Annotated in this window: 14 protein-coding genes and 1 tRNA gene; 7 read left to right on the plus strand and 8 right to left on the minus strand. The window is 61.8% G+C overall.

Features of this window, described 5'->3' with window-relative positions; all coding sequences use genetic code 11:
- Nucleotides 1-10 precede the first annotated feature (10 nt).
- On the plus strand, nt 11-1,861 hold the full coding sequence (locus AC6IZO_RS04410) for a M61 family metallopeptidase (RefSeq protein WP_497808370.1): 1,851 nt from the start codon (nt 11-13) through the stop codon (nt 1,859-1,861).
- Entirely contained in the window at nt 1,858-2,577 is a 720-nt protein-coding gene (locus tag AC6IZO_RS04415; protein WP_497808372.1) for a lysophospholipid acyltransferase family protein, read from the plus strand. Before AC6IZO_RS04410 ends, AC6IZO_RS04415 begins: the two co-directional genes overlap by 4 nt.
- A gap of 18 nt (nt 2,578-2,595) precedes the next feature.
- Here the strand turns inward: AC6IZO_RS04415 and AC6IZO_RS04420 are convergent, their stop codons facing one another.
- The 3 genes from AC6IZO_RS04420 to AC6IZO_RS04430 all read right to left on the minus strand — a co-directional run bounded on the left by AC6IZO_RS04420 (nt 2,596) and on the right by AC6IZO_RS04430 (nt 4,572).
- Nucleotides 2,596-2,952, minus strand: coding sequence for a hypothetical protein (locus tag AC6IZO_RS04420; protein ID WP_497808374.1), 357 nt, complete (start codon nt 2,950-2,952; stop codon nt 2,596-2,598).
- A gap of 66 nt (nt 2,953-3,018) precedes the next feature.
- A complete protein-coding gene (gene lpxD / locus AC6IZO_RS04425; RefSeq protein ID WP_497808376.1) occupies nt 3,019-4,023 on the minus strand; it encodes a UDP-3-O-(3-hydroxymyristoyl)glucosamine N-acyltransferase in 1,005 nt (334 codons plus the stop codon).
- A gap of 69 nt (nt 4,024-4,092) precedes the next feature.
- On the minus strand, nt 4,093-4,572 hold the full coding sequence (locus AC6IZO_RS04430) for a DUF6982 domain-containing protein (protein WP_497808378.1): 480 nt from the start codon (nt 4,570-4,572) through the stop codon (nt 4,093-4,095).
- 323 nt (nt 4,573-4,895) lie between these two features.
- Between AC6IZO_RS04430 and AC6IZO_RS04435 the strand changes: the two genes are divergently transcribed.
- The 3 genes from AC6IZO_RS04435 (at nt 4,896) to AC6IZO_RS04445 (ending at nt 8,002) form a co-directional block, all read left to right on the plus strand.
- Nucleotides 4,896-6,701: a tRNA nucleotidyltransferase/poly(A) polymerase family protein gene (locus AC6IZO_RS04435; RefSeq protein ID WP_497808380.1), complete on the plus strand. Its 1,806-nt coding sequence runs from the start codon at nt 4,896-4,898 to the stop codon at nt 6,699-6,701.
- 229 nt (nt 6,702-6,930) lie between these two features.
- Nucleotides 6,931-7,006: transfer RNA gene (locus AC6IZO_RS04440), tRNA-Ala, on the plus strand.
- Between the two features lie 213 nt (nt 7,007-7,219).
- Nucleotides 7,220-8,002: a DODA-type extradiol aromatic ring-opening family dioxygenase gene (locus AC6IZO_RS04445; protein WP_497808382.1), complete on the plus strand. Its 783-nt coding sequence runs from the start codon at nt 7,220-7,222 to the stop codon at nt 8,000-8,002.
- A 179-nt stretch (nt 8,003-8,181) separates the two neighbouring features.
- On the opposite strand, the gene AC6IZO_RS04450 is transcribed toward AC6IZO_RS04445, so the two are convergent.
- From AC6IZO_RS04450 to AC6IZO_RS04465, 4 genes are read right to left on the minus strand one after another with little or no spacing between them, the layout of a single operon-like run.
- Nucleotides 8,182-8,655: a hypothetical protein gene (locus AC6IZO_RS04450; protein WP_497808384.1), complete on the minus strand. Its 474-nt coding sequence runs from the start codon at nt 8,653-8,655 to the stop codon at nt 8,182-8,184.
- Nucleotides 8,656-8,675: 20 nt separating this feature from the next.
- The gene (locus tag AC6IZO_RS04455) at nt 8,676-9,680 is read right to left on the minus strand and encodes a M28 family peptidase (protein WP_497808386.1); all 1,005 of its coding nucleotides are present in this window, start codon (nt 9,678-9,680) and stop codon (nt 8,676-8,678) included.
- Nucleotides 9,680-10,507 (minus strand): twin-arginine translocase subunit TatC, encoded by an 828-nt coding sequence (gene tatC, locus AC6IZO_RS04460; RefSeq protein WP_497808388.1) that lies wholly within the window; start codon nt 10,505-10,507, stop codon nt 9,680-9,682. The genes AC6IZO_RS04455 and tatC overlap by 1 nt, the downstream gene beginning before the upstream one ends.
- 28 nt (nt 10,508-10,535) lie before the next feature.
- Nucleotides 10,536-10,976: a twin-arginine translocase TatA/TatE family subunit gene (locus tag AC6IZO_RS04465; RefSeq protein ID WP_497808390.1), complete on the minus strand. Its 441-nt coding sequence runs from the start codon at nt 10,974-10,976 to the stop codon at nt 10,536-10,538.
- 307 nt (nt 10,977-11,283) lie between these two features.
- On the opposite strand from AC6IZO_RS04465, the gene AC6IZO_RS04470 reads away from it, so the two are divergent.
- Together AC6IZO_RS04470 and AC6IZO_RS04475 are read left to right on the plus strand one after the other, a co-directional pair.
- Complete coding sequence (locus tag AC6IZO_RS04470) at nt 11,284-12,900, plus strand: S41 family peptidase (protein ID WP_497808392.1); 1,617 nt, start codon at nt 11,284-11,286, stop codon at nt 12,898-12,900.
- A 128-nt stretch (nt 12,901-13,028) separates the two neighbouring features.
- Complete coding sequence (locus AC6IZO_RS04475; protein WP_497808394.1) at nt 13,029-13,979, plus strand: TerC family protein; 951 nt, start codon at nt 13,029-13,031, stop codon at nt 13,977-13,979.
- A 77-nt stretch (nt 13,980-14,056) separates the two neighbouring features.
- On the opposite strand, the gene nadB is transcribed toward AC6IZO_RS04475, so the two are convergent.
- On the minus strand, nt 14,057-15,622 hold the full coding sequence (gene nadB / locus AC6IZO_RS04480) for an L-aspartate oxidase (protein WP_497808396.1): 1,566 nt from the start codon (nt 15,620-15,622) through the stop codon (nt 14,057-14,059).
- Nucleotides 15,623-15,661 lie beyond the last annotated feature (39 nt).

Consider the following 15,661-nt stretch of genomic DNA (forward strand, 5'->3'; position numbering starts at 1 on the left):
GGCTCGCAGAATGTTGAAGCTCCTGGCGGTGTTGTTGGCGCTGTGCGCGGCAGCCGCGGCGCAAACGCAGATGTGGTGTCCGGCGACGGGCGTGGCCTATGGCGTCTCGCTCAAGCGCGCGAACGAACACATCGTCCACGTGGATGCTGTGGCACACACGCCGGCCGGGGAGTTTCAACTGCCGGTGTGGAACGCCCTCTACCGCGTGCGTGACTTCTCGCAGTACATGACGCATGTGGAGGCCACGGGCGGCGTGCCGCGCTGGATGTGCTCGCGCTGCGACCTGACCGATGCGCACGTGCGCGCCGTCGACAAAACGACTTGGAGCGTTGAGGTCGAAAGCGAGCACCCCTGCGTCACCTTCAGCTATGACATTTATGTTGATGAAGCCGGGCCGTTCGGCGCGGAGGCCGATGCGCACCACGCATTCTTCAATTGGGCGGAGGTGCTCGTCTATCGCCCGGAGCATCGTAACGAGCCGGTCTCGGTAAAGCTGCTGGATGTGCCCGGAGGCTGGCGAGTGCGCGATACCGGCGTCTTTGGCGGGCTTTCACCGGAAGACGCGCAGAACGCGCGGGCAGAAGCCCCGACCTATGACCGCTTGGTTGATACGCCGATTGAGATGGGGCGCTTTGCCGAGACGCAGTACGAGCAGAACGGCGCCACGTATCACGTTGCGGTGGATGCCGACCCCGGAGATTACGACCTCGCTGCCGTGCGCGGCGTGCTGCAGAAGATTACGGCGGCCGCTACCGACTGGATGCAGGACCGCCCGTTCGACGACTACACGTTCCTCTATCATTTTCCGCGCGGCCCCGCCGGAGGCGGCATGGAGCACGCCTACGGCACGGCCATTGATGTGAGCGCCGAGCGCGTGCAACGCGATGCCATGGGCCTTGCCGGCGTGAGCGCGCATGAGTTCTTTCACCTGTGGAACGTCAAGCGCATTCGTCCGCGCTCGCTGGAGCCGGTGGATTACACGCGCGAGCAGTACACGCGCGCTCTCTGGTTCAGCGAAGGTGTGGACAGCACGGCGGCGGCGCACATTCTGGTGCGTGCCGGGCTGATGGATGACAAGCGCTTTCTGTCGCAACTGTCGCAGCAGATTGGTGTACTGGAGTCGCGCCCGGCGCGGCAGTGGCAGTCGGTGGAAGAGTCGAGCCTGACGACGTGGTACGACAAGTACGCGTTCTATGGCTCGCCGCAGCGCTCCATCAACTACTACAACAAGGGCGAGATCGTGGGCGTGCTGCTCGACCTTGAATTGCGTCGCGTGAGCCACGGACGCCGCTCATTGCGTGACTTGTTTCAGTATATGAATGCCCGCTGGGCCAAGCAGGGCGAGTTCTTCGATGACTCCGAGAGCGTCCGGCTTGCCTGCGAAGTGCTTACCGGCAGCGACTTCCGCGAGTTCTTCCGCCGCTACGTCGCGGGCACGGATGAGATTCCGTATGACGAGTTCTTTGCAACCGTTGGCCTTCGGCTTTCGCATCATCAGGGCACTGCGGCCGCTGCTGGCATGAGCACCACGCGCCTGCGTTCGGGCGGCGCCACGGTCACGCGCGTGGAACCTCGCGGTCCAGCCGAGCAGCAGGGAATTCGCACCGGAGACATTGTGGTGGAAGTGGATGGCCGCCCGCTGATGGGCGAGTTGAGCGCACAACTCAATCGCCGCAACCCGGGTGAAGTCGTGCGGCTCAAGCTGCGCAGCGGGGAGCAGGAGCGCGAGGTGGAGCTGACGCTTGCTGGCCGCAAGTATGATGAGTACGCGCTGGAGGATGTGGCGCAGGTCACGGGCGCGCAACTGCAACGCCGTGCCGCCTGGATTCACGGAGAAAGCGAGACGGAGACCACGCATTGATTCGTCTGTTGTTATTTGTCGGCTTTCTCGCGCTCTATACGCCGCCGGCGTCGCTGGTGGCGCTGGTGCTCGTTTTCATCACCGGAGACGGCGAGATCCTGTGGCGATGGGGAATTGTGGCCGCCCGGATTGCGGTGCGGCTGGCCGGCGTGCGAGTGGTGGTGGAAGGCCGCGAGCAGCTTGACCCGAAGGCCGCCTACATCTTCATGGCGAACCACGTCTCCAACCTTGACCCGCCAATTGTGGTGCCGCCAATCTATCGCCCGATGTCAATTCTGGCGAAGGACGAACTGTTCCGTATTCCGATTCTTGGCATGGTCTTCCGCAAGGGCAACATGGTGCCCGTCAACCGCCGCCATCGCGAAGCCGCGATTGAGAGCGTACGCAAGGCCGTCGAGGTTCTGCGCGCGGGGCGCAGCATGGTGGTCTTTCCGGAAGGAACCCGCTCGCGCACGGGGCGCATGCTGCCGTTCAAGAAAGGGCCGTTTCACATGGCGATGGAGGCCGGTGTGGCGGTGGTGCCCATCACCGTCAGCGGCACGTATGAAGCGTGGCCGAAAGGTTCATTCCGCATCAAGCCCGGCGTGGTGACCGTGCGCTGCCACGCGCCGGTGGACCCCGCGAAGTTTGCCAACCGCGAAGAGCTGTTGCAGCACGTCTGGTGGATCATCAACGATGCGTTGCCAGAGCCACACCGCACTCCCCATCAGAACTAGCTGGCGATTGCTAACAGGTTATTTCGCGCCTTGCAGGTGGAAGAGGCCTTCCTGTCCGTAGGTAAAGCGGATGGCCTCGGGGCAGTTTCGTCCAAGGTCGAAGTTCTGCGTCTGCTGGCGTCCGTTGAGCCCGTCAAAGTGCACAATGAGTTTGCAGGGCGAGGCCTCGACAATCTGCCGCTGAAAGCTCTGGCCCGTTTTCAGCATGCTGAAACCAAAAACGCCGCCGGGATAGTCAACTTCCACGTTGTTCAACATGCGCGTGCTCTGGTTGGTCACCGAGAGGGTTAGGTTGCGCTTCTGGTAGTGGCAGGCGGAGGCAACTAGCGCGGTGGAGAGAAGGGCAGCGGTCAGCAAACGGGACGTGCGCGTCATGCGCACCATTGTACAGAGAGTGGGCGGCGCACCGTGTAGTTACGCAAGCGCACCGCCCGTTGGACTCTACTCTTCGTTGTGCGAGAGCTTGCGCAGCGCGCGAGCCAGCTCCGGCAGCCGGTTGAAGACCGCCACGGCCTTCAGCCACTGACGGTTCTCAATTGCCGGATAGCCGCTGACCATCGCGCCGGCAGGCACGTCGGATGGAATGCCGGTCTGCGCCGTGGCAATCGCTCCATCGCCGATGGTGAGGTGCCCGGCGGCACCGACCTGGCCCGCAAGAATCACGTTCTTGCCCACGCGCGTGGAGCCGGAAAGGCCCGTCTGCGAGCAGATCATGGTGGCGTCGCCGACGGTGCAGCCGTGTCCCACCTGAACAAGGTTGTCGATCTTCACCTGCTCACCCACGCGGGTCTCGCCGATGGTGGCGCGGTCCACGGTCGAATTGGCTTGAACCTCCACGCGGTTGCCGAGCACGGTGCGTCCGCTCTGAACAATCTTGTGCCAGTTGGCGCCGTCGCGGGCAAAGCCAAAGCCATCGGCACCGATGATGACACCGTTCTGCAGGCGCACGTCGTCGCCCAACTGGCAGAACTCGCGGATGGTGACGCCGGAGTGCAGGAAGACGCGGTTGCCGAGCTGCACGCCCTGGTAGAGCACCACGTGCGCTAGAAGCACAGCGTCGTCGCCGATGATCACATCGCGGTCGATCACCACGTAGGGGCCAATGTGGGCGCGGGCACCAATCTTCGCCGTCGGGTCAATCACGGCCGTGGGGTGGACGCCCGGAGCGTATTGTGGCGGCTGATAGAAAGTCTCCAGCGCGCGCGCAAAATCCAGGTAAGGATTGCTGGAGCGCAGCAGCGCATGACCGTCAGCGTGGTACTTCGGGTCCACGATGATGGCGGCCGCCTTGGTCTCCTTCATCTGGGCGGCATACTTCTTGTTGGTGAAGAACGAAATCTGGCTTTCGCTGGCGTCTTCCAGCGTGGCCACCCCGGTGATCTCCGGGTCGCTCGTGGCGCCTTCAAGCGTCAGATTCAGCTTTGCGGCAAGTTGCGAGAGCTTCATACAAACAGTCCTGTTTCTGCGAGGGGTAATTCGCTTGGCCTGCGGTGACGGGGAACCGGCCCGTCCGCGTTACGGTTCAAACAGCAACGGCGTTTGCGGCTCCGGTGTGGCCGCTTTGCGCTTGCGGGCGTTGGCGCCGATCACGGCCAGCACGCTCAGCTCGGCAATGGCCTGACGCGGCACAAAGATACGCTGCGTGTTGCCGCGCGTGTCCGGCGGATTCAGGAAGAAGCCGTCGGCGCCGATCTGCGTCAGGTCGTTGGGCATCAGCCCTTCCAATGTCTCATTATCGCGGAAGCGCAGCCGCACCCAGAGGCCTTCCACCCGTGGACGTGTGGTGAAAGTCTTGCGCGTAAGTCCTTCGGAGTCAGTAAACTCCCGGACAAAGTAAACGCCTTTTACCTCGCGCAGGTCGATCTGCACCACGTTGCCGGCGGTGTTCATCATCTCCAGCTTGCCGCCGGAGAGGAAGTCGGCCGCCGCAACGTAGCCGTTGACGCTGTCGCGGTCCAGCTTGCGGACGATCACCTTCTTGTGAGTCGAGGACATGGCGCGCTTCCAGAACCCTTCTTGCAACCACTTCCCATTGTACCCGCCGGGAAGCCTGTGCAAGCCTTTGGGGGAATCCGTGACGGTACAACGATTGCCCGAAGTTCAAAGAAAATCAAGAGCTTATGAATGATGGTAGCCAAGAGGGTTACGCTTGTGGTATCGTCTGTGGTTTGAAGCGGATTTGTGGCAATTCCACGTAAGTTACTGTGGAGGATGGACTTAATAGCTGGCAAGGCGACCGCTGTTCTGCCCTTTGGGCAGTACGAAGGAATCCATGCCAGTCTCACGGGCGCCCAGAGGGCCCCGCGGTCTTAAAGCCAATGGCAGACTACATTTACACCATGGAAACCCGGCTGACGCCTGAGCAGATGAAGGCGGTCAAGCTGGTTCAGGAAACTGCGCGCAACCTGGGAATGAACCTGTACCTGACCGGGGGCGCAATCCGCGATATCCTCACTGGCTTTCCTATCCGGGATCTTGATTTTACGGTTCAGGGAAATGCTCTTAAGCTCCAGAAAGAACTGGAGAAAGCTGGCGGCAAGGTCGATCTGGTCGATGACGCGCTGCGCGTGATCCACGTGGTCTTTCCGGGCAATGTGCGCGCGGAGATCAACATGGCGCGCCAGGAGACCTATGACAAGCCGGGAAAGCCCCCGGCGGTCGCGCCCGCCACCATCGTGGAAGATTTGCGGCGACGGGACTTCACGGTCAACGCCATGGCGCTCTCGCTCAACGAGGGCTCGATGGGCCTGTTGCTGGACCCGTGGAACGGCCAGGCGGACGTTGAGGCCAAGCTTATCCGGCTGATCGACAACTATGGCTTCCTGAATGAGCCGTCGCGGCTGATCCGCGCCACGCGCTTCTGCGCCCGCTTCCACTGGGAGCTGGATGACCGCACCCAGGCCCGTTTTGAGTCGGCCAAGGAAGGCGAGTACATCCAGTACCTCGGCAAGGCTGCCATCGGCTATGAGATTGAGCAGCTGGCGCATGAGGAAGACCCCATCGGGGTGGCCAAGGCCCTCGAGAAAGAGGGCTGGCTGAAGGTTTTGCATGCCAAATGGGCGGTGGCGAAAATTGAGACGCCCGAGCTGCACTCGCTCATCAAGGTCCGCCAGCAGATGCTGGAGATCGGCCTCTCGCCGGACGCTTCGGCGGCAACCATCCACTTCCTGACCTTCAAGCTGGGCGAAAAGGAAGTGCACGACATTCAGCGCCAGATTCCGCACAAGGAACTTGTGGCGTCGTGGAAGCGTCTGGATGAGGACGCCAAGGAACTCTCCAAGAAGCTGCAATCGAAGGACGCGAACCTGCCTTCGGGTGCGTGGAAGATTCTGAGTGAAGCCAAGCAGGAGGCGTTGCTCTATCTTGCGGCCACCGTTCGCAGCAGCGCCGTTGAAACGAAGATTGAGAACTTCTTTGGCAAGTGGCGGCAGGTGCAGAGCAAGCTGCCGTTCGAGGAGATGGCTGAGCTGCGCATCACCAATGTGCTGCCGGAGTATCCGCAGATCATGCAGGAAGCCTTCTTGCAGCTCATCGACGGCAAGCTGCGCAGCAAGGGCGAGATCATGCGCTTCCTGAAGCCGTTTGAGCCGCCGCCACCGCCTCCTCCTCCGGCACCGGCCGGACGCCGCGGACGCCGTGGCGAGGCCGCAGCCAAGAAGGTTGCTGCACCGGCTCCGGCTGCGGTTGAAGTTGCGGCACAGGCTGCGGAAGCGGCTCCTGCTGCGAAGGCTTCCAAAGCGAAGCCTGTTGCCGAGAAGGCTGCGAAGCCGGAGAAGGAAGCCAAGGCAGTGAAGGCCGCAGAGAAACCGGCGAAGAACGCGAAGCCGGAGGCCAAGCCAGCAAAGTCGGTGGCGAAGGTTCCGGAGAAGAAGGCTGTGAAGACGGCGAAAGCTCCAGCGTCTGCAAAGGCTGTGGTGAAAGCCAAGCCTACGGCGAAGCCAAAGCCAGCGGCCAAGGGCAAGAGCGCGCAAAAGCCCGCAGCGAAGAAGGTTGCTGCGAAACCGGCCGCGAAGCACAGCGCTCCGAAGCCAAGCGGGAAGAAGGTTCCTGCAAAACCCGTGGCAAAGAAGGCCGCGCCGAAGAAGGCGGCTCCGAAGCCAAAAGCAAAGCCGAAGAAGAAGTAAGGACTGCTTCAGCGTCAGAGTTGTGAAGGGCGTGGCGATGGCCGCGCCCTTCGCATTTGTGCGGTGTTGGCTGCGGCAGGAGACTGACCAATCGTCTGTACTTGTGGGAAAGAGGAAAGCGTCTTCCTACGTTCGTATTTCCACAGAGAATCTGCGGGTGCGCTTGAGCCGGAGGGCGGAGACTGTTACTATGTCTTTGGCGCGGTTTCCGCGCTCCCACAACCAGAGTGGGGCTATAGCTCAGCTGGGAGAGCGCCTCGTTCGCAACGAGGAGGTCGTCGGTTCGAGCCCGACTAGCTCCACCAAATTCTTCCAATCGAATTCTCATAGCAAGCTCCCGTGTCTGTGCTCAGATGCGGCAGGGAAGTCTGCGACTTTTTCTTGCCGCCGGCATCTGATAAGCAGATAGTTGTTGCAACGATTATCTGAAAGAGGACCATATGAGCACGCAGCAGGCCGCAGGAGCCATCCGCAGTCAGAGCGAAGCACAAACAGGCAGGGAGACGGGGAGCACGCGTATGCCAGCCATTTATGTACCGCACGGCGGCGGGCCATGCTTCTTCATGGAGTGGGACCCTCCACATGCCTGGGACAAGCTGCGCGGCTTCTTTGAGCAGTTGCCGCAGTTGCTGCCGGAGCCGCCCACGGCGATTCTGCTGGTGTCGGCGCATTGGGAGACGCGCGGATTCCGCGTGACCGGGGCGCAGCAGCCGGGCTTGCTTTACGACTATTCGGGCTTCCCAGAGCACACCTACCAGTTGCGCTATGACGCGCCGGGCGCGCCGGAGCTGGCGACGAAAGTGAACCAGTTGCTGGCGAATGCGGGGCTGGCGTCGCAGGTGGATCTGCGGCGCGACTGGGACCACGGCGTGTTTGTGCCGCTGAAGGTGATTTACCCGGAGGCGAAGATTCCGGTGGTGGAACTTTCGATCGAGGCAAACTTCTCGCCGGAGCTGCACTTGAAAGTTGGCGAGGCATTGGCTCCGCTACGCAATGAAGGCGTGCTGATTCTGGGCAGCGGCATGAGCTACCACAACATGCGCGGACTCTTCGGCATGGGCAACATTGCGCTCTCGAACCAGTTCGACGCATGGCTGACGAAGGCCGTGGAGTCTGCGCCGGAAGAACGCGCGAAGCTGCTGGCGGACTGGGAACAGGCACCGGGTGCGCGTGAGGCGCAACCACGCGAAGATCACCTGATTCCGCTGATGACAGTGGCGGGCGCGGGTGGCAAGGGGAAGAAGGTGTTCGAGGACCGTCCGATGGGCGGACACCTGATTTCGGCGTACATGTTCGAGTAAGGAGAGAATCCGAGCGGGTAGAGTAGCTTGCTCATGAGTTGCAATCCGGCGCGTGCGCGCCGGGCAGCGAAGTGGTGCTGCGCGAAAGGCCCTGCTTCCGCAAAACAAGGCGGAGGTGGGGCCTTTCTATCTTCGGGAGACGGCTGATGCTACGAAAGAGCGCGCGGTGAGCGCGTCGATTAATTTGAGGAATCTGCGGGCGGTGCTGGGGGCGTGCTGCCACCACAGATGAACAGCGCGACGGAGACGAAGAGATAGCTCAACGCGGCAGTGACGCTGAAGACGCCGAGCATGATGGCGGCGAGGATGCCGACACGGCCAATGTTGAAGCCGAACCAATCCTGCGCCACACTGCCCGCGAGCGGGGCCAGCAGCATGGCAATGCCCATGGAGATTGGTGACGTCAGGGCAAAGGTATACGCAGCGGTCTTTGCTTCGCGCGCGGAGTACGTCAGACGGAGCGTGCGGAAGAGCCACACGGAGGCCAGAAACACAACGACGACGTAGATGAGAGTCCCGGCCAATCCCTGCGGGAGCCGGCTTGCGGAGTTGGCTCGGCCCAGCAGAAAGACAGCAGGCAACATCATGGCGAACAGCAGCGCCGTCGCAATGGCTGAAGTTGTGATGACCGCGCCGAGAAGTTTTGTGCTCATCCTGTCCCTCTCTGGCACTGCTACTTCGTGTTTAGCGCCCGGAGCGTCTCATACACAACATCGCCAACAATCTGGAGGCTCTGCGGGCTGAGCTTGTCGAGAGTGTCCTCGGTGCTGTGGTGGTACAGGTTGTTAAAGCCGTAGCTGAGGTCGATGATGTCGGCCACGGGGATGCCCACCTTTTTGAAGGGCAGATGATCGTCCTCGACCGCGCTCTGCGTGGTGTTGAAGTAGCGGCCGTAGCCCAGACGGGAGGCGGAGCGCTCGACGACCTGCACGAGCCACTCGGTGGAGTTCAGTTCGTGCCAGACGGTGAGGTCCTTGTCGCCGATCATGTCGAGCAGCAGGAATGCCTGAATCTTCTTCGCGGTGCCGTCCTGTGCCCAGCGCGCGGCCAGGTGCTTGGCGCCGTAAACGCTGTCTTCGTCCGACCAGTCCTTGGTGGCCTCTTCGCCATCGGTGAAGACGAACCAGACGCTATAGCCGTCATTGGGGCGCGACTTCATCTCGTTGGCCATTTGCAGCATCAGGCCGACGTTTGAACCGCCGTCGTTGGCGCCGACGAACTTGGTGCCCTTGAGCGGCAGGTTCGTATCGTAGTGCCCGGCAATGACGATGATGCCGTCCTTCTTGCCCGGAATCTTGGCGATGATGTTGCGCATGGCGAATGGCCCGGCGGCAGTCTGCGCGGTGAATGCGTCATCCTCCACGGTCAGGCCCGCCAGGTGCGCATGGATGAAGTCTTCTGCCTTCTTGTGGCCGTCGGTGCCGAGCGGGCGAGGTCCCTGGTTGACGAAGTCGGCGCAGAGCTTGAAGGCGGCCTTGCCGTCTACCTTGGGCGCAGCCGGTGCAGAGGCCGGCGGATCGAAGTCGGCCGCATTGCGGTTGACCGGCTCGATGGCGGCAGGCGCAGCGGAAGTCGTGGCTTCGGGCTTCTTATCGTCCTTGCAGGCCATCAGCGAGAGGCTGCTGAAAACAACGAGGACCGCAATCGCGGTCCTCGCATTCCATTCCGTGTTACGCATTATTCGGTTTCCTTGGCCGCTTCTTTGGCCGCCTTGTCTGCGGCGCGCTTCTTGCGGCGTTCGGGATGCACATACCAGGCAATGCCGATACTGATGATGTAAAGGAAGATCATCGGCGCGGCGAAGATGCACATGTTCATCACGTCCGGCGTGGGGCAGATGATGCCGGCGATGATGAAGATGATCAGGATGGCGTAGCGGAAGTTCTTGACCATGAACTTCGCCGAGATAAGGCCGAACAACGCCAGGAAGAAGATGACGACCGGAATTTCAAACACCACGCCGAGGCCGAGCATGATGGTCATGAACAGGTTGGTGTACTCGTTCATGGTGATCATGGGCTTCAGGTTCTGGTAACCGGCGCCGTACTTGATGAAGAACTCAAGGGCGGCCGGGTAGACGACCACGTAGCCGAAGGCTCCGCCGGCGGCGAACAGGCCGATGGTGGAGACCATGAACGGCAGCACGTAGTGGCGTTCGTTCTTATAAAGGCCCGGCGCGATGAAGGCCCACACCTGGTAGAGCAGGAAGGGCGATGCCAGGAAGATTCCGGCGACCATGCCGATCCGGATCGACATGTTGAAGGTGTCGAGCGGATTGGTATAGACGATGGAGACGTCCATTTTGGCCGAGCGCAAGGCGTCGACGATGGGCTTCTCCATCAGGTTGAAGATTTCGCGCGACCAGAACATGCAGAGTGCGAAGGCCGCAGCGATGAAATATGCCGAGAAAATAATGCGGCGACGAAGCTCCTCGAGATGCTCGAGGAAGGCCATCGCGGGCAGTTCAGATTTAGGTTTGGAAGGGGTTGACGCGGTATCTGCCATCTGGTCCCTGCTTAACTAACGTGCTCTCTCAGTTCGCATGTTCACTGGAGGGCTGCGATGAATTTTCAGACCCAGCCACGGGGGCTTCGGTCTTGGTTTCCGGTGTGGCCGATGAGGGCGCTTCGCCCGAGTTGGTCAGAACGGTGGTGGGAACGGCTTCAGCTGCGCCCTTTTCGCCCATCTGCTGGGCTTGGTAGGCCAGCCGCATGGCGTCACGCTGGGAATCGGTCAACTCCACCGGCTGCTTGGGCAGTTCGGCAATGCTGGGCCGTTCCTCGGTCGTAACCGCGTTTTTGACGTCGCTTTCGGTGGCACGGACCTCCGACTCCAACTGGTTCTGGAACTCGTTGCTGGCGCGCTTGAATTCGGCAAGCATCTTTCCCACCTGCCGTGCGATCTCTGGAAGCCGCTTCGGTCCAAAGACCACCAGGGCCAGGAAGAAAAGAAAAATCATTTCGCCGGTGCTCATAAGTGCCATTCTACACGGGGAATGGGGGGAGCCGTCATTCCAAATCGGCTGTGGAAAGTCGGCGGAGAGGATGGCGCGCTCACGGGCGGCGCGCAGAGCCGTCTGAAAGAATACGGGGCGCAGCAAAAACGAACCATTGCAGGCGTTATCTGCATCTGAAATAGCAGGTTCGGGCAGGTGCGGACGTGCCGGGGAGGGTACTCCGGCGGAGCCGTCGGCCCTGCTATACTCAGCACAATCGCCCGCGGGGGAGCATTCCGCCGCATGGGCCTGTCTGGCAATTCCGCCTGGAGCCAAAGGAAGAGAAATGGCCGGTCGTACAAATCGTTCCCTCGTGGTGGTGTTCATTGTTCTGCTGATCTGCGGGTGCCTGGGCACCGTGTTCGGGCAGCGTCTGGGAGTGGCTACGGCCGCCAATGACGCGCAGGTCAACGACTCCCTCCGCTCGTTCTCCGAGGTTTACAGCGTGGTGGAGCAGAACTATGCCGACAAGGTCGACCCTGACAAGGCGATCTTCAACGGCGCCATCCCGGGCATGCTCCGGGTGCTGGACCCGCACTCGAATTTCTTTGATCCCAAGTCGTATTCGCAACTGCGCGAAGAGCAGCGCGGCAAGTATTACGGCGTGGGCATGCAGGTGGGACCGCGCAACAACAAGGTCATTGTGATTGCGCCGTTCGCGGGCGCACCGGCCTACCGCGCGGGCATCCGGCCGGGCGACATTATTGTGGCCGTGGACGGCAAGCCGACCGACAACATGACCACCAGCGACGTAGCCGAGATGTTGAAGGGGCCGAAGGGCACCACCGTCCGCATCGGAATCCTGCGCGAGGGCAACGACAAGCCGATGGAGTTCGCCGTGATCCGCGACGAGATTCCGCGCTACTCGGTGGACCTGCACTTCATGATCCGGCCGGGCATCGGCTATCTGCACGTCACCGGCTTCCAGGAGACGACGGAAGATGAAGTGACCGCCGCGCTCGACCAGATGGGCGAGTTGAAGGGCCTGGTGCTCGATCTGCGCCAGAACCCTGGCGGCCTGCTGAACGAGGGCGTTGGAGTGGCCGACAAGTTTCTGAAGAAGGGACAGGTCATCGTCAGCCATCACGGACGCAATTCGCCGGAGCGTGTTTACCGCGCGCCGCGTGGCAATGGCGGCAAGGAATATCCGCTGGTGGTGCTGGTCAACCGCGGCACGGCTTCGGCGGCTGAGATTGTTTCGGGCGCCATACAGGACCACGACCGCGGCCTGATTGTGGGTGAGACCACGTTCGGCAAGGGGCTGGTGCAGACCGTCTATCAGCTTTCGGAGAACACCGGCCTGGCGCTGACCACGGCGCGCTACTACACGCCGAGCGGACGACTGATTCAGCGCGACTACAACGGCCTCTCGCTGTACGACTACTACTACAACCGCGAGGACGGCGACGATCAGGGCAAGTCTGCGCAGCCCGAGGCGAACCGCGAAGTGAAGCTCACGGACAGCGGACGCACGGTTTACGGTGGCGGAGGCATAACGCCCGACGTGAAGCTGCCCCCGGTGAAGGGCAACAAGTTCCAGGATGCGCTGGTGCTCAAATACGCATTCTTCAACTTCGCCAAGCACTACATGGTCAACCACAAGGTGACCAAGGAGGTGCAGGTGGACGACGCGGTGATGCAGGAGTTCCGCAAGTTTGTGGACGAGCAGAAAGTGACCTATGCCGACGCTGACTGGAAGGCAAACGACGCCTGGATGCGCTACAACATCAAGGCTGAGCTGTTCGTGAGCGCCTTTGGCCAGCAGGAAGGCCTGCGCGTCTATGCCGAGAACGATCCGGCGGTGCTGAAGGCTCTGGAACTGATGCCGCAGGCAAAGCAGCTGGCGGATAACGCCCGCCGCACCATCGCCCAGCGCGAGAGCGGACACCTGGCCCAGAAGTAGAAGGCAAGGCTGAAAACCAAGGCCGCGTCCGGAAAATGGACGCGGCTTTTGCTTGCGACAAGAAATTCCACTGATTTTCCTGTGAGATGGCTTACCGCCACCAAGGTGGCAAGGTAGAATTCTGAGTGATGCCTGAGAATTGGGTTTTCTGGTTGCTGTTTCACGTCTTCGTCTTCAGCGCGCTGGCGCTGGACCTTGGCGTGTTCAACCGCAAGGCGCACACGGTGGGCTTTGCGGAGGCCGTCAAGACTACGGGCGTGTGGATCGCCTCGGCGGCGGTGTTTGCCGTGCTGCTGTACTTCTTCGGCCACCGCATGGCGGCCGATGGCGCGCATTCGAATGCGACGCTTTCGCTGGAATTCATCACCGGCTACCTGGTGGAAGAATCGATGTCGGTGGACAACCTGTTTGTCTTCCTGCTGATCTTCCGTTTCTTCCAGGTGCCGCATCACCTGCATCACCGCGTGCTGTTCTGGGGCGTGGTGGGCGCGCTGATTGCGCGTGCGGCGTTCATTTTCGCGGGCGTGGCGCTGATCGAGCGCTTCCACTGGGTTGTCTACATCTTCGGGGCATTCCTCGTCTATGCAGGCTTCGGGCTGTTCCGCAGCAGCAAGGCTGTGGACCCAGGACACAACCCGATCATCAAGCTGGTGCGCAACCACATGCGTGTGACCAACGATTTCGGCAGCGATGGCCAGTTCTTTGTCCGGCGCGATGGCGTGCGCTGGGCCACGCAGCTGTTCCTGGTATTGCTGGTGGTGGAGACCACGGACATCATCTTCGCCGTTGATTCCATCCCGGCGGTGCTCGCCATCTCGCGCAATCCGTTTATCGTCTACACGTCGAACGTCTTCGCCATTCTCGGCCTTCGCTCGCTGTACTTTGCACTGGCTGGGACCATGCAGCGCTTCCACCTGCTGCACTTCGGGCTAGCGGTGATTCTGATCTTTGTTGGCGTAAAGATGCTGATTGCCGAATGGGTTGAACTGCCGGCCATTGCCGCTTTGGGTTTCATCGTGGTCGTGCTGGCGGCGTCGGTGGCGCTCTCGCTGTGGTACCCCAAGCAGGACGAGGCCTAACCGCCAAGCGCGGAGCACGCAGGAAAAACGAAAGCCCGGATTGAAATCCGGGCTTTATCTTTTGGTGCGCAGGCTGGCTACTCGAAGCGGATTTGATCTCCGGTGACGATCGAGTGCTTGAGGAAGTTCACGTCGTCGTGGTCGGGGTAGTCGGTGCGGTAATGTGCGCCACGGCTCTCCAGCCGCGCAATGGCCGAGCGGGTGATGATACGGGCCGTGGTGAGCATGTTGTTGGCCTCCCACGAGCGTCGGGTGCAGGGCTTGGGTGCGGTTTTCGTCAGCTCGGTCAGCCGCGTGAGGGCAGACTTCAGGTGGTTGCCCTTGCGCACGATGCCCACGTCATTCCACATCAACTGCTGCACATGCTGGATGAACTTCTCGGTTTCCGGCTCAGGCTGGCCGTCTACTTTTGCGGCGGCGGGGAGCTTGGCAGCCGGAGCGGGCTCGCCCATCTCGCGTGCCATGTTCTCCGCAGCGCGCGCGCCGTAGACAAGGCCTTCGAGCAGGGAATTGCTGGCCAGGCGGTTGGCGCCGTGGACGCCGGTGCAGGCAGCTTCGCCCGCGGCAAACAGACCGTCAAGCGAGGTGCGTCCGTCGAGGTCTGTGGCCACGCCGCCCATGGAGTAGTGCGCGGCCGGGCGGATGGGCACCAGCTCGGAGGTGATGTCCACGTTGTACTGCATGCAGGTGCTGTAGATGCGCGGGAAGCGCACGCGTAGCTTGGCAGCGTCGAGATGCGTCAGGTCGAGATAGACGACCGGCTCGGGCTGCCCGCTGGTCTCAAGCTCATGCGCGATGGCGCGGGCAACAACGTCGCGCGGCGCAAGCTCGGCCAGTTCGTGATACTTGGGCATGAAGCGCTGCAACTGCATGTTGCGCAGGTAGGCGCCTTCCCCGCGCAGGGCCTCGCTCAGCAGGAAGCGGGGCGCGCCCTTGACGTAGAGCGCGGTGGGGTGGAACTGGATGAACTCCATGTCGGAGATATCGGCCCCGGCGCGGAACGCCATGGCGACGCCGTCCCCGGTGGCGACCGAAGGATTGGTGGTGTTGCCGAAGATCTCGCCGAGTCCGCCGGTAGCGAGCAGAACCGACGAAGCGCGAAGCTCCATGGTGCTGCCATCCTCGTTCAGCACGCGCACTCCGGTCACGCGGCCGCCTTCCACAAGCAGGTCGGTGGTATAGCCAAACTCGCGGAAGGTGATGTTCTTGATGGCGGCGGCGCGGTGGTAGAGGGCGCGGCCAATCTCGCGTCCGGTGGAGTCTCCGTGGGCGTGCAGCACGCGGTTGCGGCTGTGCGCGGCCTCGCGGGTGAAGGCCAGCTTGGTGCCCTGGCGATCGAACTCGGTGCCCCATTGCAGCAGCTCTTCAATGCGCTTGGGGCCTTCCTCCACGAGGACGTGCGTGGCCTCGGGGTCGCAAAGACCGGCACCGGCAACGAGCGTGTCCTGATAGTGCAGGCCGATCTCGTCCTCGTCGCTGAGTGCGACGGCGATGCCGCCCTGCGCGTAATTGGTGTTGCTCTCGGTGACTTCGCGCTTGGCAAGGCAGAGAACGTGCCCGTAATTGGAGAGCGTGATGCAGGCGCGGAGGCCCGCAATACCGGAGCCGACGACGATGAAATCGGTATGATATGCGTTCTTCACAGCCCACAGAGCATATCACCAACCGAGGGGCGACGGCAG

The organism is Oryzophilus luti (assembly GCF_059726245.1).

What these genes read in the sequence shown, in the direction of transcription:
- AC6IZO_RS04410 (WP_497808370.1), top strand. Translation starts at nt 11, where the DNA reads ATGTTGAAGCTCCTGGCGGTGTTGTTGGCGCTGTGCGCGGCAGCCGCG.
- AC6IZO_RS04420 (WP_497808374.1), bottom strand. Translation starts at nt 2,952, where the DNA reads ATGACGCGCACGTCCCGTTTGCTGACCGCTGCCCTTCTCTCCACCGCG.
- lpxD (WP_497808376.1), bottom strand. Translation starts at nt 4,023, where the DNA reads ATGAAGCTCTCGCAACTTGCCGCAAAGCTGAATCTGACGCTTGAAGGC.
- AC6IZO_RS04430 (WP_497808378.1), bottom strand. Translation starts at nt 4,572, where the DNA reads ATGTCCTCGACTCACAAGAAGGTGATCGTCCGCAAGCTGGACCGCGAC.
- AC6IZO_RS04435 (WP_497808380.1), top strand. Translation starts at nt 4,896, where the DNA reads ATGGCAGACTACATTTACACCATGGAAACCCGGCTGACGCCTGAGCAG.
- AC6IZO_RS04445 (WP_497808382.1), top strand. Translation starts at nt 7,220, where the DNA reads ATGCCAGCCATTTATGTACCGCACGGCGGCGGGCCATGCTTCTTCATG.
- AC6IZO_RS04450 (WP_497808384.1), bottom strand. Translation starts at nt 8,655, where the DNA reads ATGAGCACAAAACTTCTCGGCGCGGTCATCACAACTTCAGCCATTGCG.
- AC6IZO_RS04455 (WP_497808386.1), bottom strand. Translation starts at nt 9,680, where the DNA reads ATGCGTAACACGGAATGGAATGCGAGGACCGCGATTGCGGTCCTCGTT.
- tatC (WP_497808388.1), bottom strand. Translation starts at nt 10,507, where the DNA reads ATGGCAGATACCGCGTCAACCCCTTCCAAACCTAAATCTGAACTGCCC.
- AC6IZO_RS04465 (WP_497808390.1), bottom strand. Translation starts at nt 10,976, where the DNA reads ATGAGCACCGGCGAAATGATTTTTCTTTTCTTCCTGGCCCTGGTGGTC.
- AC6IZO_RS04470 (WP_497808392.1), top strand. Translation starts at nt 11,284, where the DNA reads ATGGCCGGTCGTACAAATCGTTCCCTCGTGGTGGTGTTCATTGTTCTG.
- AC6IZO_RS04475 (WP_497808394.1), top strand. Translation starts at nt 13,029, where the DNA reads ATGCCTGAGAATTGGGTTTTCTGGTTGCTGTTTCACGTCTTCGTCTTC.